This window comes from Rickettsia argasii T170-B, from assembly GCF_000965185.1.
GTDB lineage: Bacteria > Pseudomonadota > Alphaproteobacteria > Rickettsiales > Rickettsiaceae > Rickettsia > Rickettsia rickettsii.
The window spans coordinates 185,717-209,317 of the sequence record NZ_LAOQ01000003.1; the positions used below are offsets into that span (position 1 = coordinate 185,717).

Here is a 23,601-nt window from a genome sequence, read left to right on the forward strand (position 1 = left end):
TATTTTATCCTCGTAAAACTCGTTTTACAACATTAGGTTCTTTCTCAATAATCTTAAGAAGTAATTTTGCAGCTCCGGTAGGTAATCTTCTGCCTTGTTCCCAGTTTCTTAAAGTTGCAACACTCACTCCAAATGTTGTAGCAAATTGTTGTTGTGTTAATTTTAACTTATCTCTTGCTTCATGCACGTCTATATTAGATAATTTTATATCATGTTTATTTGCTTTTAATTTTCCTTTAGTGTATAAAACAGCCTCTTGCATTCCAATTAATATACTTTTGTTTGTTTGATTAGTATTTTTATTATCATTTTTGCCTCGTCCGACATATAATTTTACCAATTCTTCAGTTAGTTTTTTTAATTCATTACAACTATTATGATTAATATTTTCCATCTTACTTTTTATAAAACCGGTTATTAAAAATACCGGCATATTTTCATTGTAGTAAAAATAAATTATTCTTATACTGCCACTTTTACCTTTATTATTACTACTTAAAGTAAATCGTAACTTTCTTATACCTCCAGTGCCTTTTATTATATCACCTTGGTCAGGATTAGCAGCAATGTAATGTATTATTTCAAAGCATTCTTTTTCATTTCAATTATTCTTAGCGAATTTTTGAAACTCTGGAAGCTCAACAACTGAAATCAGTTTTTTACTCATAATAATTATACGCCATTGGCGTAGGAGAATCAATAAATAATTTTTGTTTAGTATCATGGATACCGTGGCAAGACCACGGTATGACAGAGTGCAAATTGGCTACACCAACAAAGCATTAGAAGAAAATTTCTTGATCATCGGAATAAATAAGCTTTCTAGTTCTTTGCGTATTTCTTCCTTGTTTTCTACTTTTTGACCTTCTTTACTTAAAGTTAGCTCGCCTTTTTCTACATGACCAAGTACAGCCTCAATGATTGCTTGTTTATCATGTTTACCATCCATATATCTAAGTGCAAACTTCTCAAAGAAATTAACGCCGATCGGTTCGTGTTTTAAATTTGTAACCCACATAGAAGGTGTATTGGTTGCTTGATGTATCACCATTTTTGTTGTTTTAGGCTTATCAAGCTCAGGGTTATTTCGATGCTTCTGATTTGTAATACTAATATAACCTTGTAGTACTAGCTTCATTGCATTATTTAAAAGCTCAGCTTTGATTTCGTTTAATTTAGTATTATGTAGCTTTTTATTAGCTTCAGTGGTTATTTTCTCAAAGCTTAACGGATTATTTAGATTTTCGCTGAAAGTGTATAAAATAGCTTTCATATAAGGCGAACTAGTTGTTAAGTTGGAGTCTTGATTGCCGTTTAAGAAGAATTTTAAATTTTCGGAAGCATTATTAAGATCTACTTCTTTGAGTGGTTTTTCAGGCACTATATTAAAGATTATATTAAATTTCGTTATATCATCATTGTTAATACTTCTATTAATTTTCACATCACTATGACATAGTAAAGTGGTTCTAAAACGACGATTCGTAATGAAATCCATATATTGTTCGGTTCTAACTATATCGTTTACCGCTTTTAACTGCTCTACTACTTTCGGCGGCATATTACCGAGATACATAGTCGAAAGATTACAATCGGCTAAATATTGTAAATTGTGCTTTCTTGCTTCATTCATAAATTCATAGAAGTAGAATTGAGCATTTTCTTCTTCTAGATGATCATGACGTAAATAATGATCGGTTTGTTTAGCAAGTAGCCCTGCTTCGGTTTTTAATGCTTCTGCATAAGGAGTTTTAGAGTTTTCTAAGCTATCCTTCACAAATTCTAGGAACAATCTAGATTGAGCTATTCTATCCCGTACATTTGCAAATGAGCTAGAATGATACATCATCATATCTCTAATAGTACGGACCATATTCCAGCCAGGGAGGGTATTATAGCTAATATATGCTATTCCGTTTGGACTAAGATTTTTATTACAAACTTCAAAAATTTTATCTCTAACGGTTTTTGGTACCCAAGAAATTACGCCATGGCAAATTATATAATCAAACTTACCGAAAGAATCGTTAATGTCGGTTATCGAACAATGATAGAATTCTATATTTTTTAATCCTAGTGCTTTAACATTTTTATTTGCTTCGTCAATTTGTACCTTAGACAAATCAACCCCAACAAAATAAGCTTTTGGATAAAGAACTGCATGTGGTATTAAATTACCGCCTGCTGCACAACCAAGCTCTAATATTTTTGCATTCTCGACTTCAGGAGCATTTACACCGAAAAGAGTTGCAAGTGTACTTAAGTGATAAGGATTTGTAAGAGCATATGGGTAGCTTTCATACGGTACTTCATCATAAGTGTTATGATCTGAAACCGCACCGTTAACAACGGATTGTGCGGAATGTGTTTTTTTTGCCATCTTATCATGACCGTTAGGGGTAGAAGAAGAGTTAGTAGCTTTTGGAGACATATTTTTTCCTTATATAGTTGAATTATTCGTGTCATCTCGCGGGATGACATTGTAGCTTTCATATAAATCATAGAATTATTAAAATGGCAATCTATAAGTAAATCCTACGCCAAATTCTCCAACGGCTATAGTTTTTTTGATAGGCTTTGCTGGCACGAATTGCCCCGTTTTCATATCAAGTGTATCATAATTAATTCTTACTCTATATGCCGTTTGTAATTTTGCAGTTGCATCAATACTTAAACTTGAAGTTACATCTTGTGAAATTCCAAGACCTGCTTGCCAAGCAACACAATTTTTATGAGTTTTTCTTACTTTAAAATAATCGCTATTTATAACACTCCACCTAGAAGAGGTAGGCTTAACTTTTACTTGTGCTATTCCACCTCCAAGTATTACAAAAGGTGTGCAAGTTTTTATTTTTTCTAAATCATAAATAAGATTTAGCATATATATATTTGATAATACGGTAGTATTACCTGGGGTTTTAGGAATAGTGAGACCATTACTTAAATTTTGCTGAGGTAATACGTAATGCAGACGATATTTAGGGTGATAAGTTGCTGAGCATTCAATAGCTATCTGTGGATATATTATATAGCCTATTTTCCCACTATACATACTTGATTTTTTTAAAATTATTTTGGTATTTGAGTGTTTATGTCGGAATTTACTAACGACCGGTTCAACTATTCCACCTTCTGCTCCTATATAGAACCCTGTTTCTTTTGCGCAAGCAATGTTATTAAAAATGATGATAGTAATAAAAAATGATTTTAGTAATTTAGTCATTATAATTGCAAAATAAAAAAATATTATATACCCCCTTTATTAATGGTCAATCATATTTTTCCTAATTATGGAAGCAATTATACCAAATAGTAATAAAGTAATAGTTACAGTTAACGCAACATATGCCGGAATCGCTATATAATGATGAATAAATATTTTAAAGCTGATAAATATTAAAATTAAAGCCAAAGAATATTTTATATAACTGAAACGTTCTACAATTTCTGCTGAACAAAAGAATAACGCTCTAAGCCCTAAAATAGCAAAAATATTTGAAGTATAAATTATATAAACATCATTAGTAATTGCGAATATTGCCGGTATACTATCTATAGCAAAGACTAAATCTATTGCTTCTATCAGTACTAGAGATATAAAAAGGGGGGTGCAATATAGTTTGTTATTACGTTTAACAACAAATTTATCCCCTTCAAGGTTAGGGGTAATATTTAGATTTTTTATTATTGACTTGTAAATATAAGAATTCTGTATATCAAAAGTTTTATGTGATACATAGAAAGTTTTTATACCTGTAGTAATAAGTATTACGGCAAAAATATATAATAACCAGGTAAATTTATTTATAAGAATAATACCGCCGTAAATCATTACGGCTCTGAATATTATTACGCCTATTATACCGAAAAATAAAACACGATGTTGATATTGCCCGGGAATTTTAAAAAATTGGAACATAATAGAGATAACAAAAATATTATCAAGTGACATAGCTTTCTCAATGAGAAAGCAAGTATAATATTCACGAGCATGATCTGCTCCCGTATTATAGTAAACATAGATACCGAATGAACAAGCTATTACAAGATAGAAAAGACTAAAAAGTATGCTTTCTTTAAAACTCATTATGGTATTTTTTTTGTGTATTATTCCCAAATCGAGAATCAGTAAAGCAGCGATTACCGTATAAAAAATAATCCAACTCATTTATTTATCTCTTCATTTTATATTGCATGTGAAAATATAGTCCTCCATCAAACATAACTCTTAGCTGGAATCTTATAGTATTTTCTCCTTGTTTTAAATAACGCTTTATATCAATCGGTAAATTTTTAGCTTGTAATGCTTGACCTTGGTCATTTCCATTGTTACAGTACCTTTTCTCATCTAGAGAATCAACGTTAGTAGGGAGGCTAAGTAACTTTGTGCCGTTGACATATATTAATGTGCAATCATCATACCATAAATCTTTTACTTCAAAATACTCAATATCGTCCATTATTGCATCTAAAGTTACTTTGAATTCTACAGTATGCAATATTGTATTGTCCGGTTTATTTGCTGCAGCTATACTTGCTCCATCCTTTGGAAATGCCATAATGCTCCCATGTGGTACCGGTTTTTTGTTGAAGATATAGTCACCTATTTTAGTTACCGGATTATAAGGGGTCTCAAGTAATTGGTCTGATGGAAAGTCGTTATAACCAACTTTTATAGGTAATCCTTTAAATTCTCTACAGCCGACATTGTGGCCTAAAGGTTCAAACTCGACAACCTTTCTATCAAAATATGATAAACAATAGCGTTCTAAAGGTTTATTAGGATCAATAGGTATCCAATTCGTCGGGCATTTTCCTTTTGCAAGTTCTCCTATATCGCTTTCAGGCCATTCTGCATTACCGTGATTGTTACCGGAAGGAGCTTTCTCTGTGCTAGGAATTTTAGCACAAGTAGGTACTAATATAGGAGCACAAAGATTTAGCTCTTGCCAAGTTTTATCTCTTACATCCTCAGTCTCAGCTTTATATGTCGGCTCAGGAGGAGTATTGTTATCTCCTTTTGTATATGTCACTGTATAATATTTTGAAGGATCTACCGGTACTAATATTGGTCCTATGTTAGGTTTCGGCTCGATTCTATCTGTATAATCCCTACTTAAAACACATATAGGAGTATTAGCCTTATCGTTATTGGTATAGCATTTACTCGGAATCTTATTTATATTGCAAGTATAAATTGTAATACCTCTTCCTGGACCTGACACTGTTTCTTCTAGAGTACAGCGCGTTAGATCTGTATCTTTTTTACATAAGCCAAGATTTGGATATTTAACGTTATATTTATTTTTAAAATCTTTACAATTTATAGTATCGTTGTTGTTGAGTTTAGCAAGTACACAATTTATTGAGTCATTATTGTAACCGTGCATAGGTGATCCATCAGGTAAAGTAGGACGCGGCATAGGGTTACAATGTTGGAAATTTTTCGGCATCAAGCAGGTATGCGTTCCACCTTGGATATATTTACCGTTTATATATTCTAAATATTTTAAATATACCGCACTTGAGTCAGGATTTCCATTACTATCATAAGGTGCTTTATCGTCTTTATATTTACCGTGAATAGTCAACTGATTTAGAGCATTCTCTCCTGAAAACGGCATAGCAATATATTTATCTTCCTTTGGATCTTTAGGTATAAACGCAACGGAAGAACTATACTTATAACCGGCAAGCATTACTATGCTTTCGGTGTCAGTGGGGTTGGGAGGTGGAGGTCCGGCGTATGCTAACGGCGTTACAAGAGTGCTTGTTTCATCTATGATATTGTCGCCTTCTCTTACTTGTACTGATGCAACGAATTGCGGTTTATAATAAGCATCGTTGGGATTGCTATTATTAGTACAGGTAATTCCGGCATATTGCTTTGCACATTCATAAGTAGCTAAGCTGTAAGAATGATTTACTCTCGGTACGCAATCTATTAAACTACCGGACTCAAATAAGCAAATATTATTAGGATTTTGCTTATCGTCTTCGGTATTACTAATAGAGACATAAAGCTTTCTATCTTTACCGTTATTGTCTTTTAAGATGACATCTGTCTTTATAGGCATTAAGCTAGTTGTATCTTGCTTTTGTACCTCAGGAAATTTTACGCTTACATCCTTAAATTCGCCGATATTAACTCCCCACACTTTTTGACAGGTAGTTGAATTAGAACTTGGACAGTCCGGTATATCGCTTATGTAGTAATCGCTGGGTGTTTCTACATTTCCAATTTTCTGCGAATATACTATTCTAAATCCCTCATTACAACCGTTAGCCGTAACACTACATGGCGTAGAAATTTCTGTATTAATACATGGAGTGTCGCCTGAAGTATTCTTACACGATTTAATTAAATCTTTAAAAGCCGTATTAGTATGAGTAATTTTTGCTGAAGAAAAATCTATATTACGTGGTTCTACACAAGTTTTGAGGTCAGAGCGAGAACTCGTGCAAAGCGGAACAAGATTGCTAAAGCTAACACGTATGGTATTATTAACAATATTGTTTTTAACATTAATATTAGATGGCACTACACAAGCTGGACTAGTAGAAGATTGGTCAAACTGGCCGCTTGCATCTTTTATGCTACATACATTATGAGCACTCGCATTAATGCTAATATAATCTAAATTTGGACAATATGGTGGTGGAAAAGGCCCCAAAGGTAATTGTACACAACCAAAAGAATAGCTATCTACAGAACCGTTTAATGACCCAAGTGCTTCAATAATTTTTATTATTAAAGTAGGAAAAAAATTAAAAATCTTTCCTATTGCATTAAGTATTGATTGAAGTACTTTTATAAATTCTGAATTTTGATCTATCATACCAAGAAGCTGACCTAATAAACTTGGTAAACTTGCTCCTTTTATCGTTTCAACTAAAAATTTTAATACTTTTGCAATAGGGCTAAGTTCGTTAGTGTGATGAAGAGGTTGACGATTAGGATTCCAGTCCACCGGATCAAGATGTACACCGGAATCTGAAACAAGGTTAACAAGTCCAGGATCGCTATAAGCACAAAGTTTAGGAGGTTTTAAGGTAACTATTTTTCCGTCTACACCGATTATCTTATTATCAGTTTCTGTATAACCGACTTTATTGAGATGTACTCCATCGGTATAACCTGGATCTGCAGGGGAAGGTGGGGCATTTATTCCGGGAGGTGGAGGCATATCCGGTACGGCAATTCTAGCACAGACTCTAGTTAGAGGTATACCGTAACCTGTAGGCCATAATACACATTCTCCATCCCAATTTAAAGTAGAGTTTTGGTGCCAACAAGCTATGGCATTACAGCTTTGAACTCTAATACGAATTTTTGGAGTAAAGTAACTACTATCAGGGGCTTCTTCCGCACATCTATTGAGTAAAAAACCGATAAATGTACCTGGGTAATCAAATTTTAATAAACAAGTATCATTATTACGGCCGTCGCTTTTATTCCAAGGAGGACATAATGTGCCTGGTTTAAAAGGTCCTCTTGGCTTTGCATTGATGCCTCCATCCTTATTCCAAATTTCCGTTCTCTCACTTTGACCGCAATTACATGGATCGTTAAGACAAGTGACTATATCATCCCAAATAGATGCATATACATTAAATGAGAAAAATGAAAATAAGAAAAATAGTAAATATTTTTTTAACACTTTGAGTATTCTTTATGCTCGTTGTTTTTATAGTTCATAATAAATTATTGTCATCCCACGAGCTTGTAGCGGGATCCAGTCCTTTTTAATTTTTTTGGATCCCATAATAAATCACGGGATGACAGAGTGAAATATTAGTCCGTATTTAACTCATTATATAGGTAATTAACCCAATTATCCGGAGGACCTTGGTGTTGTTCAAGTATTTTTTTATAAATATCCATTTCCTCCTGTCTGCTTGATAAAATACGGACAACTCCTATTAAAGCGGCAATACTTAATTCAGAAGCTATCGATTCATTATCCTTACTAATTAAGAACATTCTTGCAGAAAGTATTAGCTGTGATAATTTTTTTATTTCCGGCTCGCTTAAACCTAAAATTTTATCTAAATCTTCTATTTTAACTTCAGATGGTAGAATAATTTTAGTATTAATTAAATCAAGCCAAGGTTTTATAGTATATTTTGGATATGACTTAAGATAAATAAAATTGAAATTACTGACGAAAATACCGTTATTTTGAGACAAATTATTATAGATTAAATTTATATTATCATAATAAATCTCAGGTCTATAAAGTTTATCAAAATTATCGGCAGCAAATATTTTAGGTTTTGTGCCAACTAGACTTAAATGATAAGTAAGAGCATAAATTGCTGCTGCACTAATACTTTGGTGTTTCTGTAAATTATTATTAAATTGTTCTAAAAATTTTCTCTCCGTCGGGTAAAATTGTTTAGAAAACGGCTCATCAGAAAGTTTATATAAATTAAACCCTATAACTTGCCCTTCTTCAATGTTAAGAGACGATCCGTCAAATAATCCGGAATATAATTGTTCTTCGGTAAAAACTTTAAGTTATCAAGTATTTGTATTCCTCCTTCCTCCTTAAAATCTTCTAATTTTAAAATATCGGAAAAAATACGTTTTTCTTTTTCAATTGATAAAATTTTATTTTTTAATTTCTCTAGAAAGGATATCTCTATTTCGCTAAGAGGTGAAATATAATGACCACTGATTAATTTTAAAAATTCTAAAATGAATGCTTGTGATTTTTCTGTATCATCTACTAAAAATGGATTGATAATTTGTTTGTCCGGTTCTAACCATTTGCCTTCTATTGCCTCGATAAAAATTTTAGAATCATTATTATTAGAGATATAAATTATTGTTGGATCGTATTTAGTCGATTCTGATATTAAAAAGTTCAATAATACGGTTTTGCCGGTTTTCCCCGTACCAAAGATGCAAGTATTACCTTTATTCGTTTTATCATGAAAATTCATGAAATATGGAGTACCTTTCTCGGTTCGCAGTAAAGTTATAGCCTTACCCCAAGGATTATATTGATTACCGAGTGTAGTATTATGAAGAGCGGTAAGAGAAGCAATATGCTCTACGGATAATGGCGACATTTTACGTATAAAGGCAAAGTTAGCAGGTAATTGCGACCAAAATATTTGCTCAATATTAATATCTTCTTTTACATGAATAATACCAAGTTTAAAAAGTTCGGTTGATGCTTTAGCTACGGCTGCATCTAGTTTATTTTCATCTTCTTCTATAACGGCAATTGAAATTTGCTGATTACAAAATTGAAAATCTAAATTAGCTGCATCAAGCTTATTAATCCCTTTGTGATTAAGTAAAGTTGAGTCGTTAGTAATTTTTAGAATATAATCTTGACCACGCAATTTGGATATTACTTGTTTTTTGCTAACAAAGTAAAATATTTCAGTTATTATTAATTCAATCGGTAACTGTAAAAATTTATCCAGTGTATTAGAAGGAGTTTCATGATATTCTTTTATAGATAGTAAAGAAGCGAATTTATTATTTTGCTCATGATCCGTAACTACCACTTTATCACTTCTAATTGTATAAATACTTCTACCTAGTGCATCGGATAAATCTATTATAGGTACCAAACAATCATTATTATTAAGGTTAGCTATTCGATTATATAAAAATAAAGGATTAGAAAAAACATTATCATTTTCAAATATTATACCGAGTTTTTCAGCACCAAATTCGTTTAAATCATTTAAAATATTATTAGTGATATTGTCTAATTTTTGAAACGCTGCATCTAAGTAGTTATTTTCAAAATCAGTAATTAATTTATTAGATAAAGAATTTATTAAAGAGTTAAAATTTGTGATGTTAACTTTAGCAGAATCATGTACTATAGATATATATAAAGTATTAACGAATTTATCATTCCAATGGTTTTTTCTTTGCCATAGGGTATGAATATTTGCCGGTAATAATTTTTTGTAAGGAGTTGAATCGTCTAAATTTTGTTTTTCTCGTATTGTATGTAGCCAAAAAGCAAAATTATAATCGGTTATATTCTTTTTTATAGAAACTCTAACCATTTCACGTAAATTTTGTATGTTATCACTTATTTTCTCTGAGGTAATGCCGTGTATTTTGATAATTTGTAGTAATTTACCGTCTTTGGTAAGTAAAGTATTTTCATTATAATGACATGCTATAGGTATAAAATTAGGAGCATTATAATTATATATATCTTTGTCAAATTTTCGTAAACCACTAAACACAAATAACCTGAATTTAAATTATCGTTTTGTATACTCGTTCAACTTGGAAAAGAGCAAGGAGTCTGTAAGCCGAGGGGCGGAGCGTATACTTAATAAGTGAGTATCCGAGGACTTACAAAGACGACGTAGCCAATTTTTCAAGTTGAACTTCGTATAACAACTCTTCATTTCACAGGAGTATATACTAATGAACTTTGCCTGTGTGGATGCTAGAGTCGTCATTGCGAGCAGCCGTAGACCTCTACTCGATGTCATTCCCGCGAAAGCGGGAATGACATAAGAGCCATGCAACAAAGCCAATTTAACAACAACTAGAAACTTTACCTTATTATCTATCTTTAATAAACAATTATTCACTATAGGCAGTGATTTTTTGTAATCCTCCCATGTAATTTATCAAGACATCCGGTATAGTTATTGAGCCATCTTCATTCTGATAATTTTCAAGTATTGCAACCATAGTTCTTCCGATAGGTAATCCTGAAGCATTTAAAGTATGAACTAAGGTAGTTTCGTTACTGCCGAATTCTTTATATCTTGCTTTCATTCTACGTGCTTGAAAATCTCCACAATTAGAACAGCTAGCAATTTCACGATATTGCTTTTGTCCCGGAAGCCATACTTCTATATCATAGGTTTTTTTTGCCGCAAATCCCATATCTCCGGTGCAAAGTAACATAACACGATAAGGAAGATTCAGTTTTTGTAAAATAGTCTCTGATGCATTAGTTATATATTCATGCTCATTTTTTGATTCTTCAGGGGTAGTAATAGATACTAGCTCAACTTTACCGAACTGATGTAATCTAATCATACCTCTTGTATCTCTACCGCTACTACCTGCTTCTGATCTAAAGCACGGGGTGTAAGCAACATAACGCATCGGTAATTTTTCTCTTGGTATAATAGTATCGGCGACTATATTTATTAAAGATACTTCTGCGGTTGGAATTAGTCTGTAACCATTGGTTGTTACAAAAGACTCTTCGGCAAATTTAGGTAGTTGTCCTGCATTATACATAGCATTATCTCGCACTAATACCGGAGGTGATATCTCAAAGAAATCCCACTCTTTAGTATGAACATCAACCATAAAATTAATTAAAGCACGTTCTAGCTTTGCTAAATCACCTTTTAACGTTACAAATCTAGTTCCAGAAATTTTAGCAGTTTGTTCAAAATCCATTAAATTTAATTTTATACCTAGTTCAAAATGCTGTTTATTCAAAGCATTTGGATTTGTCTCTCCGTAAGTACGAACTAATTTATTCATACTTTCATCCATTCCGTAAGGTACTTCTTCGTCCGGAATATTAGGAAACATATTTAATAGTTCATTTAATTCGTTATTATTATTTAGATCCTGTTCAAGTGCTTCCAACTTCTCATTTATATGTTTGACATCTCTTTGTAACCCTTCAAACTCTTCGCCGCTTTTAGAGGCCATATTACCTAAAATCTTTGATTTTACCTTACGTGCATGCTGAAATTCTTGAATTAAACTCGTAATTTTTCTTTTCTCTCCGTCGAGCATAGCAATTTTACTAGACATAGGTTCAATAAATCTTTGGCTAAGCTTTTGATCGAACAATTCTTTATTTTCTCTAATCCATTTGATATTTAACATTTAGTGTCCTCAGTTTTTCTATAAAATTACATATCATTATTGAAGTTTCATATAATAAAAGTAGCGGTATTGCAAGAGCAAACTGGCTTAAAATGTCAGGAGGCGTTAATATTCCTGCAATAATAAAGTTAATTACCACGGCAATGCATCTTTTTTGCTTAAGTGTTTGTACCTTAACTATTTTTAGTATATTTAATATCATTATCACAACTGGTAGCTGAAAGGCAACGCCAAAAGCAATAATTAAATGAATAACTAAATTTAGATACTCGCTAATTCTTGCTTCCAAAACTATCGGTACTATCATATCACGTTTTTCAAAACTAAGAAAAAAATTCCAAGCTTTCGGCATTACAAAGTAAAAAACAAAAATACTACCGCACCAAAATAAAATAGGCGACATAAAAAGAATAAAAGCGATAATTTTTTTTTCATGGCGGTGTAACCCGGGACTGATAAATAAATAACACTCCAAAGCAATTATAGGTATAATAATAGTAAAAGCAGTAAAAGCTGCAAGTTTAATATAGGTAAAAAATGCTTCTGTAAGCCCTGTATAAATTATATTTCGTACCGTATCACCGCTTAGCTTAGCAAGCGGTTTTAATAAAACACTATAAATATTGTCGCTAAAATAATAGCAAATAGCAAATATAATTATAAAAGCAGTAAATATTCTAAGAAGCCTTGTTTTTAATTCTAATAAATGTTCTTGAAAACTATATAGTTTCATAAAAATTCTGACTCTTCATTTCGCAGAAATATATATATCAATATTATAAACTTTTTTTAATAATTGTCATATCTTTTTAGAAATATTCACAAAGCCTAGTTTCTTTCTATATATTTTATAAAATATCGGGATAAATAACATGCTAAACAGAGTATTACCTAAAAAGAATACAGGCCAAGTAAGATATTTTGCACAAATACCGCCAAGGCTAGCTAGAATAATACGGCTAAGCGAGCTAAAAGATGCAATAATAGAATATTGTGTGGCAACAAATTCACTATTGCAAAGGCTAGCAAAGTAGATAGAGATAATAGTTCCTGCAAAGCCTGCACAAAAATTTTGTACTGTAACAGTTATTATAAATGTCTTTATATCATAGCCGATAGTAGCAAGAATCATAAACATAAGAGGTGATAATAATTGAGTAACTCCACCAATTAAGACACTATGAAATATACCAATTTTTGCAGCTAAAACGCCGCTTAAAGCTCCTCCGACGATCATGATTAGTAACCCGTAAGCTTTGTAAATAACGGCAATTTCATGAGTAGTAAAACTTAAATCGAGCAATAAAGGCGAACTCATAGCCATAGGTATAGAATCTGCAGCCTTATATAAAAAGATAAACAATATAATTAGCAGTAAATATTGCTGTTCATTTTTTAAGGAGATAATACTTTTTTTAATCACTTCAAAATATTGTTGTAATCCTATTAAATTAGTAGTTGTATGGTATATTTCTTTTGATGGTGGTTCTTTGATACATAAAATTACTATAGGTCCAATTAGAGTAATGAATAGAGCAAATTTATATACTGTATTCCAGCCGAAAATAATTGATGAATATAAAGTACCGACGCTGCCAAGTAACATACCTAAACGAAACCCTATGCTACTAAAGGTAAAAGCCATTGAAAGCTCTTCTTTAGATGTAGGTCTCTCAATTCTATATGCATCAAGTACAATATCTTGTGTAGAACTGCAGAATGAAATAATAAATAAGATAATTGCAGTAATATATAAGTTATTACAAGGGCTTATGTTTAAGAACCCCGTCATCGCTAGGATTAAAAATATTTGTGATACCAATGCCCAGCCACGCCTGTGACCGAATTTAGAACATAAAAAAGGTATAGAGTATTTATCTATAAAAGGTGACCATATGACCTTTAAGCAATACGGAAAGGCAGCTAGTGATATCGAACCTATTATATCAGTGGTGTATTTTGCTTCGGATAATTGATATGGAACTGTAAAAAAAATTAAATTGAACGTAAGACCGGAAATTAAGCCTAAAAGTAAAATACCGATTAAATATGTATTGTTATTTATGTCATTCTTGCATGAATTGATCTTAAACGTCATTGTGAGGAAAAACTGTAAGTTTCGACGAAGCAATCCAGTAAAAAATTCTGATTTACAGAATATTCTATTATTATTTCTGAATTGCCACCACGCTCCTTGCAGTTGTGGCTTTGTTGCATGTCTTACTTCCACCTCTGTCATCCCGCAAGTTTGTAGCAGGACCCAGTTAAAAATACTAATATCGTTAGCATTCTTAGTTGTTTTTTGGGTACCGTGGTCAAGCCACGGTATAACGCCGAACACGTTTTTTGAGCAATGCAACAACGCTTTCAGTCGCTCGTAATGACGATTAGGTACACACGCAATAATGCCTCGCAGGAATGACATAAAGGAATGATTAAAAATTTTGTACACGAAATCTAATAGCTTTAAATAGTTACTTAATATTTCATTTTTAGGGAGTAAGGAGCGACTTTGGAAAATATTTTACCGACTACCGGTATTTTAGTTACAATAGTGCTGATTAAGAAAAAGGAAGGAATAACATTTCCTTTAACCATAATTAATTGCTGCTTGGTATCAATATTACCTGTCATAGTAAAATCAAAGAACGGTCCATGTGCTTCCGTATCAAAAATTGTAATTATATTTCCTCTATAATTAAATTTACCTCTCATATCTTCAAATAAAATATTTTTATTATTAGTGATTGAACTAAGAAAACCCGGCAACGAAACAAAGGAAACAAGCCGTGTTAAAAAAGGAGTATCGACTACCGTAAAATGTTTTATAGAAAATTTGCCGTCTAATATTGGCACTATTTCACCTTTTTTTACTTCATATCTTTTTGTATTTAAGTTGATGTTAATTTGACCGTTTTGCATAGTGGTATACATTCCGAGTCCCTTAAGTAATGCTCCGGCATTATCGGATTCAATGAACCATTGTTCAAAAGTTTCCTTAGCGGTAAGCGACATCTTAACTTTTTTATTATCAATATTAGCATTTAGAAAGCCGGAGAAACACCGCACTTTATCACATTTAATTGCTAAATCAAGATTACCTAGAATTATATTATTCTTTAAAAGTATTTTTGATATATTAGTTTTTAAATTAATATTACGTGTAGAATCTCCCGCTTTTTCTAAAAACTGCATCATATTAGCATTTGATAAATCTAATCTGTTTCCATAAAGTGCCGTATTAAGATTATGGTTATCTATGATTATTTTTCCTTTTAAATCCGTATGATTATGTTTAACAGAGGCTAGATTAATATTATAAATATTTTTCTTAATTAAGGCATTACCGTTAATTTTTAGATTATCCTGCCCTGAAAGGTTAAATTCAATATTTCTATCGAAATTTTTATCATTTAATTTAGTATATAAATATAAATTGGCTTTTTTATATAATTTTTTATGAATAGATACTTTATCTATATAAAATTCTAAATTATTAAGATTAGAATTAACGGTAATAAAACTCTCATTATTATGCTGTTTTTTATACTCAAAATTTAAAACGGTGCTGCCTGAAATTAATTTAAATACTCCAAATCTTTGATTATTTGCTGCAATATTGCTTTTTATTTTAAGTAAACACTCATTATTTTTATCCGATATATCATGATCATAAGTAAAGCTGCTTGCATAATTATTAATGTTACCTTTACCGCTAATATTTAGTTTATTATCTTTAAAACTACCTTTGGCTTCACCGTTTTGTAATAGGATATTATTATCTAATGTGTTAAAAGAGATATTTGTTAATGTCGACAAAACATTATAGCTATTAGGGATGTTGGGGCTAATAGGAATTATTAGCTCTATTATTGAATTTGCCGTTCCTTTGATTGTTTTAAGATCAATATTTTGAGCTTTAATATTTTGATATGCATCATTTGGAACAAAGGCAATTAAGTCATTAATTTCACCTTTAGCAGTAGCATTAAACACAAATTGTGATTTATCCAGTCCTTCCCATTTGAAAGTCATAATACCGTCTGAAACGACACTTTTACCGCTATATGCTTCATTAATTAGAAATTTTATTTCCGGTCCTGAAATGATTATATTAGTATCAACTTTAGTCAAAGGCGGTAAATCTGTATGATATTTATATTCAAAATTCGAGATATGTAAATTTGCTTTTAAATTATCTTCTACTAAAATATTTTTTTTTAAAAATTTTTTATCTAATTTAATATTTAATTCTCCGTTTTGGATGTAACCTTGTTTTATATGTTCTCGTAAATATGAGATTATAGGATTATTCGGAATAATTTTTTCGACTGTTTGATAAATTATTAAAGGCATATTTGCGGCAGCTGCACTTGCATCGATATTTTTATCGGTTATTATACCGCTTAGTGATAAAAAAGCTTTGTCCCCAAAGGTGAGTTTGCAATTAACGGTCTTTGGATTATTTTTAGAATAGGTGGTTTTATATGAGCATAAAGCATTTCCTAGAGGTAAGTCTGCTCCTTGCTCATCAGTTAAGATATCACTTTTTATTGAAGTTAGTCGTATGTCGGTTAGGGAATCTTTTTTAATTATATTTAACGAATAATCACCGGTCGTTGAAGTATTTATAATCTCTTCATCGTTATTTGAAATTACGGAAATTTTATCGATATTAAAATTAGCCTCTATTAACGAATTAGAGAAGAAATTTTTGAAATTAAAGAAAAGATTAAAATCGTTAATTTCTCCTCTAGCATATCTATAAGACTTAAGGAAATTTTATCTATGGATAATCGGTTTTCTTTAAATTCTAAATTATGTAGTACAGCCTTTATATCATTTTTACTTAAATAAAATTCAATTATTTTTTTCAAAGGTTCATTTAAGTGTCCTTTATTTGCACTATAAACAGTTAGAGTTATAGCCAAAGATAATGAAATCAGAATTATAAAAATACTAATAAAGGTTTTTTTAATAAAATTCATTTGAGCTTGTAAATCTATTGAAATATGATAAAAGCTTTATATACTCGGATAGAACTGCAAAAATTGGCTACGTCATCCTACAAGTACTCCGGTACTCACGTATTAAGTATACGCTCTGTTCCTCGTCTTGTGGACTCCTTGTACTTTTTGAAATTGAGCTTCGTCTATACTACTCTTCATTTATTTGAGGTATACACTTGGAATATAACGTATAATTTAAAAATTTAATATAAAAATCACAAAAAATTATGAATATTACATTTATCGGTAGCGGATATGTGGGATTAGTCTCAGGTATTATTATGGGCTATTTAGGTCATAATGTTACTTGTCTTGATAATGATGAGGTTAAAATATCCAAATTAAATAAGCAAATATTACCGATTTATGAAGCTAAACTTGATGAGTATCTTAAGCAAGCTTTAGAATCTGATAGGTTAAAATTTACAAATATTTATAATAATGAACTTCAAAATGCTGATGCAATATTTATTACGGTCGGTACACCTTTAAAATGTTTGGGAGAAGCGGATTTAAAATATGTTTATGATGCTATTGATAAAGTTTTCGAGCATATAAATAAAGATTGTTTAATAGTCATAAAATCTACCGTTCCGCCCGGTAGTTGCAGTAATATTATAGCTTATTTAAAATCAAGAGGCTTTTCATTTAATGTTGCTTCTAATCCTGAGTTTTTAAGAGAGGGTAGTGCGGTAGAAGATTTTTTATATCCTGATCGTATAGTTATCGGTGTAAATAATAAAGAATCAGAGGAAATATTGCGAAAAATTTATGCACCTTTACAAGGTGCAAAGTTTGTGGTTACCGATTTAGTGACGAGCGAACTTATTAAATATGCTTCAAATAGTTTCTTAGCTACCAAAATTGCTTTTATTAATGAGATGGCTGATTTATGTGAAAAAATCGGCGGTAATATTAAAGATTTATCTAAAGGTGTAGGACTTGACCAAAGAATCGGTCAAAATTTTTTAAATGCAGGACCTGGTTTTGGCGGTTCGTGCTTTCCAAAAGATATTCTAGCGTTAAATAATCTTGTAGAAAATCATTATATAGATTGTAGGATTCTTAAGGCAGTAATTAAAAGTAATAAGCAGCGTCCAAGTAATATGGTAGATAAAATAGCTACTTTGTTAGACGGAGATTTAAAAGGTAAAAATATAGCAATTTTAGGCTTAACATATAAAGCAGGAACAGATGATGTAAGAGCAAGCCCTGCCATCGCAATTGTAAAGATCTTATTAAATAAAGATGTATATATTAAAGCATTTGATCCTATCGGTCTTGAAAATGCTAAAAAGAATTTGGAACATAAAAATTTGCTATATTTAGATTCAGCAGTTGACGCCTGTAAATCAGTAGATATTATAGTTATTGCAACTGAATGGTCAGAATTTAAAGAACTTAATTGGCAAGAAATTTATGATTTAGTAAAATCGCCTATAATCATTGATCTTAGAAATATACTAGATAATGAAGCAATGAAAAAAATCGGTTTTAGATATTATGCAGTCGGAAGTAAAATTTAGTCTTGTCGTTAAGGCTTCCGATGTTATGTCCGCGTAGGCGTGAATCCAGTACTTTAAAACTTTTTAAAAGTTCGATTTATCTCGCTTTACCCTGGATTTCCGCCTACGCGGACATAACATAAAAAGTCTACGGGGATGACATAAGGAGTCATACAGTAAGACAATAAACTTTAACATTAATTTAAAATGCGACCTGAATTTATTCATTTAAGAACTCAAAGCTCTTATTCTTTTCTAGAAAGTGCATTAACGATTGAGAAGGTAGTAGAACTTGCTTCATCGAATAAAATGTCTGCTATTTGTTTGGCAGATAAGGGAAATTTATTCGGCTCATTAGAGTTTGCATTATGTGCAGTAAAAAAAGGACTGCAGCCGATACACGGAGTTATTCTAAATATAAAATACGATATAGATATTTTTGCTCAAATTTTGCTTATAGCTAAAGATGAAACTGGTTATAAAAATTTACTCAAACTATCAAGTCTTACTTTTATTAAAAATGATCGTAAGATATGCGATCACATTGATTTTGAAGATTTAATCGAATATCAAGAAGGATTAATAGGATTATGCTGTTATACCGACGGTATTGTCGGAAAATGCTTGCTAGCTCGCAACGAGGAGCAAGCGATGCTGTTTGCACGTAAATTACAGGAAATTTTAGGAGATCGTTTTTACTTTGAGATTATGAGACATGAGATACCGGAAGAACAGTTTATTGAGGATAGTTATATTAGAATTGCTGCCGAGCTTGCTATTCCGCTTGTTGCTACTAATAAAGTTTTGTTTAGTGAGAAAAGCATGCATGATGCACATGATGTATTGTTATGTATATCAGCCGGTGTTACTAAAGAATATTTGGATCGAAAAACAGTTAGCGAAAATTGTTATTTTAGATCACCGCATGAGATGATAGAGCTTTTTTCCGATTTACCTAGTGCCATCCAAAATACCGTGAATTTAAGAGAGCGTTGTTATTTTGCCGCACATGCAAACCCGCCGATGCTGCCTAATTTTGCCACCAAAGATATTAGTGAAACGGATTTAATTAAAAAAGATGCAAAAGAAGGGTTGCTTGCAAGGCTTGCTACAAAGTTTAAATCTGAAAATATTTCGTTAGAGAATCAAGAAGAATTGAAAACCGAATATTTTGCTCGTCTTAATTATGAGCTGGATATTATCTGTAATATGAATTTTGCCGGTTATTTTTTGATTGTATCTGATTTTATTAAATGGAGTAAAAAAGAGGGTATTTTAGTCGGACCGGGTAGAGGATCGGGAGCAGGCTCGGTTGTTGCTTGGAGCTTGCTTATTACTGATCTCGATCCGATTAAATTTGGCTTATTATTTGAAAGATTTTTAAATCCTGAACGTATTTCAATGCCTGATTTTGATATTGATTTTTGTCAGGAAAGGCGTGAGGAAGTAATTAATTACGTACGTTCCAAATACGGTAATAATAGAGTAGGACAGATTATAACTTTCGGTAAGATGCAGGCAAAGGCTGTAATTAAGGATGTCGCTCGTGTTCTTAGCTTACCTTATAAATTCGCTGATTATCTAACGGAGCTTGTCCCTTTTAGTGCAGTTAATCCAGTTAGCTTAGAACAGGCAATGCGTGAAGTTCCGGAGCTTGCAAATGCCGCTAAAGGTAATGGGCTGTATAATTTAGACGGTGAAGCGGAGTTAATTAAGCTAGTGCTTGATACTTCGTTAATTCTTGAGGGGCTGCATAGGCATTCCTCAACTCATGCTGCAGGAATCGTAATAGCAGGTACTGATTTAGTCGATATAGTACCGGTATATAAAGATGCTAACTCCGATATGCTGGTAGTCGGTTATTCTATGAAATATTCTGAGATTGCCGGTTTAATTAAATTTGATTTTTTAGGGCTACAAACCCTAACGGTTATTACCGATTGTAAGAAACTGCTTAAAGAGCAAGGGATAGAAGTAGATTTTAACAATATGACGTTTGATGATAATAAGACTTATCAAATGTTGTGTAAAGGTAAAGGAGTCGGCGTTTTCCAATTTGAAAGTATCGGGATGAAAGATGCACTTAGACGCCTTAAACCTGATTCTATACATGATTTGATAGCTCTTGGTGCGTTATACCGTCCTGGTCCTATGGAAAATATTCCTACCTATATAGCTTGTAAGCATAAATTACAACAGCCTGATTATTTACATGAGCTATTGAAACCAATCTTAGAAGAAACTTACGGAGTGGTGATATATCAGGAGCAGGTACAAAGAATTGCTCAGGTTCTTGCAGGTTATACACTAGGAGCTGCCGATTTACTTCGTAGAGCAATGGGTAAGAAGATAAAAAAAGAAATGGAGGAGCAGGAAGCAATTTTTGTTAAAGGAGCAATTGCTAATAATATTTCGGAATCTCAAGCTAAATCCATTTTTGCAACCGTGGCTAAATTTGCCGGATACGGTTTTAATAAGGCACATGCTGCGTCTTACGGTGTTATTTCATACCAAACTGCATATCTTAAAGCTAATTATCCTGCTGAATTTTTAGTAGCATGCTTAAATCTTGAATTGAATAATCACGATAAAATTAATTTATTTTTACAAGAAGCAAAAGATAACGGCATAAAAATTATTGCACCTAATATTAATATTTCTGAAGGGTATTTTAGTGTAAAGTTTTCGGACACTGTCATCCCGCATAGTGTAAAGCCTGTCATACCGCAACTTGATCGCGGTATCCAGGAAATTTCAAAAGATACCGTGGTCAAGCCACGGTATGACATCGCGGGTGCAATAATCTTTGCCTTAGGTGCTATTAAGGGAGTTACGCCGAATTTCGGTAAGTTAGTAACGGATGAGCGAAAAGCAAGAGGGGCGTTTAAATCAATTACTGATTTTATTGAAAGATTACCCCCCAAATCTATTAATAGTAAATTATTGGAAAATTTAATCAAGTCAGGCTGTTTTGATGAGCTGCATGATAATCGATTGCAATTATTGTCAAGCATTCCAAAATTGCTTTCTTATTCAACTGCATATCACGAAGAGCAGGAATCTAATCAATTTAGCTTAATTAAAGTTTCTAGTTTAAGTCCAACTATTTTAGTATCAAGCGATTATGCCGATAAAAATACTTTAGCCTTTTATGAATTTGAGGCTATGGGTTTATTTATCTCTAATCATCCTCTTACGGAATATCAAGAAATATTTAGTCGTTTAAATATTTTAAATACTGCGGATTTACATAATAACTTACCTGATGGTACTAACCGAGTAAATCTTGCCGGTGTAATACAAAAAAAGGATTCTCGTATGTCGGCAAGAGGTAGGTTTGTGACGCTCGTGCTTTCCGATCCTGAGAATATCTTTGAACTTAGTATTTTTAGTGAGGAAGTTTTAAAAGATTATGTACATTTACTTGATGTTAAAAGTTTGGTAGTTGTTAATTGTGACATAGTTAAAGATGAGGGAGGAATAAAACTAACGGCAAAAAGCTTTTCATCAATTGAGGATGCAATTAATAATAAACAATTTGAACTACAGTTTTATCCACAAAATCATGAAGAATTACGGCAGATAGTAACCTTGCTTGCAGCTCGTATAAATAACGAAGATCAGAGTAATGCTAAAGCTACAATCTATTTACAAAGCGCAGATGTAAAGAATTTTATAGCAAAAATTACATTACCTGAAAAATTTTTGCTCCAAGGGCAAGATTTTGAGATTTTAAAAGGATATAGTAAATAGTGTAGTTGTTGCGTGGTTCGGTTTTCCGCTGTCATTCCCGCAAGGCATTGTTGTGTGATACCGGGTCGTCATTGTGAGCAGCCATAGGCTGCGTGGCAATCTCATGAAATAATAACAAACTTGAGATTGCAGACGTACAATTACCTCGTAATTTTCCTCGCAATGACGAAAAAACCGAGCCATGCAACAAAGCCTCGCAGGAATGACATCGAAACCTTGAGTCAACTTTTTATAGGCAATATCTGAATTGACGGTAAAATGAATCTATAATTGAGTAATATTCTTTGATGTTTTTTTACCGCTAAATACTGCATTATTATTTTTATTATCGCTAAGTTCCATATATTTTGTTAGTCGATGTTTGTCTGCTATTAACTTTGCTTCTTTTTCTAAATTGATATTTTGCTCAAGATTTGGGGCTTTAATTAATTCTTTAAGATAATTACTTATGGATTTTAATCCCAATTTTCTCGTTAATTTACTTAAATACTTATAAAATTTATTTTTGATAGTTTGTTTTTTAGGTTCTGAATTTTTATTGCATGTATTATCGGTTTTAACTTCTTATTTTTTATCTTCTAATACTCCTGTATTATTAGGTAGATTTTTATTAACTTCAGTTATTAGTGCATTTACTAAATTTTGTTTTTCTTCTTTAAGTACAGCGTCATTCAAAAAGCTTGATACAGGCGAATTTTTTGAGTATATTATATCCAAGTTAAGGTTAGTAGTTTCTTGTTTTTCTAAGTTCAGGAGCGGTATATTAATATGCGCGTTTTTTGTTTCAATTATAGGTGAGTCTCTTAATTTATTCTCTCCAAAAATATCTAGAGTTTGCTGTGTAAATTCATCTACTAATTTTTGAGCTTTTATAGGTGTTATTTCTTCATTAAGTTTATTTTTACTATAAATCTTTGACCATTTGAGTGATTTCTTCAGATGCTTTTGCTTCCGGTATAGTCATTTTGTATTTTTGTGCCATATCTTTTATGACATTATCCAATTTCTTATGTTCTTCCGATAGCTCTAGCGGTTTAGGGTTAGTATTACTTTGTTTCATTTGTTGGAAAATATCTATGCCGGGCGGTTTGCTATTTTCGTTTGTATTTGTGCTTTGATAAGTATATTTACATTTTTATCATTTAAGCATTTTGCTGATAGCTCTTTAATGATTTGTTCTTTATTAGATTTATATAATCTATAATTTTCTAAAACTTTTTTTGAGGGAGCGATTTCATGATCTTCAAAACAAGTTTGGATATGGTTTATAACAGGCTTAAAAAGATCCTCGGTAATAGGTAAATCAGTGTCCTTATAGGGAAATACAGTAGATAAAAAATCTACTAGATCAATCTTGATATACTTTAAATTAGATTCTTCAGCAACTTTATTAAATCACTTTTCTTTTGTGCTTGGTGTATGCCCTTCATTATAAAAAAAAGTATCAAAATAATTAGTAGCTGAATTGGCAATATCTTTT

13 protein-coding genes and 2 pseudogenes are annotated in these 23,601 nt (G+C 31.8%); 3 read left to right on the forward strand and 12 right to left on the reverse strand.

Translation table 11 applies throughout. The features are described from left to right. Positions 1-4: 4 nt before the first annotated feature. The 10 genes and pseudogenes from RAT170B_RS10530 to RAT170B_RS04860 all read right to left on the reverse strand — a co-directional run bounded on the left by RAT170B_RS10530 (position 5) and on the right by RAT170B_RS04860 (position 16,842). The gene (locus tag RAT170B_RS10530; RefSeq protein ID WP_261368723.1) at positions 5-466 is read right to left on the reverse strand and encodes a helix-turn-helix domain-containing protein; all 462 of its coding nucleotides are present in this window, start codon (positions 464-466) and stop codon (positions 5-7) included. A 300-nt stretch (positions 467-766) separates the two neighbouring features. After that, the gene (locus tag RAT170B_RS04820) at positions 767-2,431 is read right to left on the reverse strand and encodes a methyltransferase regulatory domain-containing protein (protein ID WP_045805735.1); all 1,665 of its coding nucleotides are present in this window, start codon (positions 2,429-2,431) and stop codon (positions 767-769) included. A 78-nt stretch (positions 2,432-2,509) separates the two neighbouring features. Further along, a complete protein-coding gene (locus tag RAT170B_RS04825) occupies positions 2,510-3,223 on the reverse strand; it encodes an outer membrane protein (protein ID WP_045805736.1) in 714 nt (237 codons plus the stop codon). A gap of 39 nt (positions 3,224-3,262) precedes the next feature. Next, positions 3,263-4,168 carry a TerC/Alx family metal homeostasis membrane protein gene (locus tag RAT170B_RS04830; RefSeq protein WP_045805737.1) on the reverse strand — a complete coding sequence of 302 codons (906 nt, stop codon included), beginning with the start codon at positions 4,166-4,168 and terminating at the stop codon, positions 3,263-3,265. 4 nt (positions 4,169-4,172) lie between these two features. Next, on the reverse strand, positions 4,173-7,661 hold the full coding sequence (locus tag RAT170B_RS04835) for a hypothetical protein (RefSeq protein WP_045805738.1): 3,489 nt from the start codon (positions 7,659-7,661) through the stop codon (positions 4,173-4,175). A gap of 134 nt (positions 7,662-7,795) precedes the next feature. Then, positions 7,796-10,227 (reverse strand): annotated as a pseudogene (locus RAT170B_RS04840) (VirB4 family type IV secretion/conjugal transfer ATPase). Between the two features lie 349 nt (positions 10,228-10,576). Next, entirely contained in the window at positions 10,577-11,854 is a 1,278-nt protein-coding gene (gene serS / locus RAT170B_RS04845; protein ID WP_045805739.1) for a serine--tRNA ligase, read from the reverse strand. Further along, complete coding sequence (tatC, locus tag RAT170B_RS04850; RefSeq protein WP_045805740.1) at positions 11,832-12,587, reverse strand: twin-arginine translocase subunit TatC; 756 nt, start codon at positions 12,585-12,587, stop codon at positions 11,832-11,834. The genes serS and tatC overlap by 23 nt, the downstream gene beginning before the upstream one ends. Before the next feature lie 66 nt (positions 12,588-12,653). Next, positions 12,654-14,306, reverse strand: coding sequence for an MFS transporter (locus RAT170B_RS04855; protein WP_261368716.1), 1,653 nt, complete (start codon positions 14,304-14,306; stop codon positions 12,654-12,656). Positions 14,307-14,332: 26 nt separating this feature from the next. Then, a pseudogene (locus RAT170B_RS04860) lies at positions 14,333-16,842 on the reverse strand (AsmA-like C-terminal region-containing protein). A gap of 248 nt (positions 16,843-17,090) precedes the next feature. On the opposite strand from RAT170B_RS04860, the gene RAT170B_RS04865 reads away from it, so the two are divergent. Both RAT170B_RS04865 and dnaE read left to right on the forward strand, forming a co-directional pair. Next, on the forward strand, positions 17,091-18,389 hold the full coding sequence (locus RAT170B_RS04865) for a UDP-glucose dehydrogenase family protein (protein WP_045805742.1): 1,299 nt from the start codon (positions 17,091-17,093) through the stop codon (positions 18,387-18,389). Between the two features lie 186 nt (positions 18,390-18,575). Next, entirely contained in the window at positions 18,576-22,121 is a 3,546-nt protein-coding gene (gene dnaE, locus RAT170B_RS04870) for a DNA polymerase III subunit alpha (RefSeq protein ID WP_045805743.1), read from the forward strand. 264 nt (positions 22,122-22,385) lie between these two features. Here dnaE and RAT170B_RS04875 read toward each other — a convergent pair whose 3' ends face one another. After that, entirely contained in the window at positions 22,386-22,586 is a 201-nt protein-coding gene (locus RAT170B_RS04875) for a hypothetical protein (protein WP_024704371.1), read from the reverse strand. A gap of 40 nt (positions 22,587-22,626) precedes the next feature. Here RAT170B_RS04875 and RAT170B_RS10535 point away from each other — a divergent pair, with 40 nt between their 5' ends. Next, positions 22,627-22,986: a hypothetical protein gene (locus tag RAT170B_RS10535; RefSeq protein ID WP_186786286.1), complete on the forward strand. Its 360-nt coding sequence runs from the start codon at positions 22,627-22,629 to the stop codon at positions 22,984-22,986. Positions 22,987-23,025: 39 nt separating this feature from the next. On the opposite strand, the gene RAT170B_RS10540 is transcribed toward RAT170B_RS10535, so the two are convergent. Next, the gene (locus RAT170B_RS10540) at positions 23,026-23,181 is read right to left on the reverse strand and encodes a hypothetical protein (protein ID WP_167535736.1); all 156 of its coding nucleotides are present in this window, start codon (positions 23,179-23,181) and stop codon (positions 23,026-23,028) included. Between the last annotated feature and the right edge of the window lie 420 nt (positions 23,182-23,601).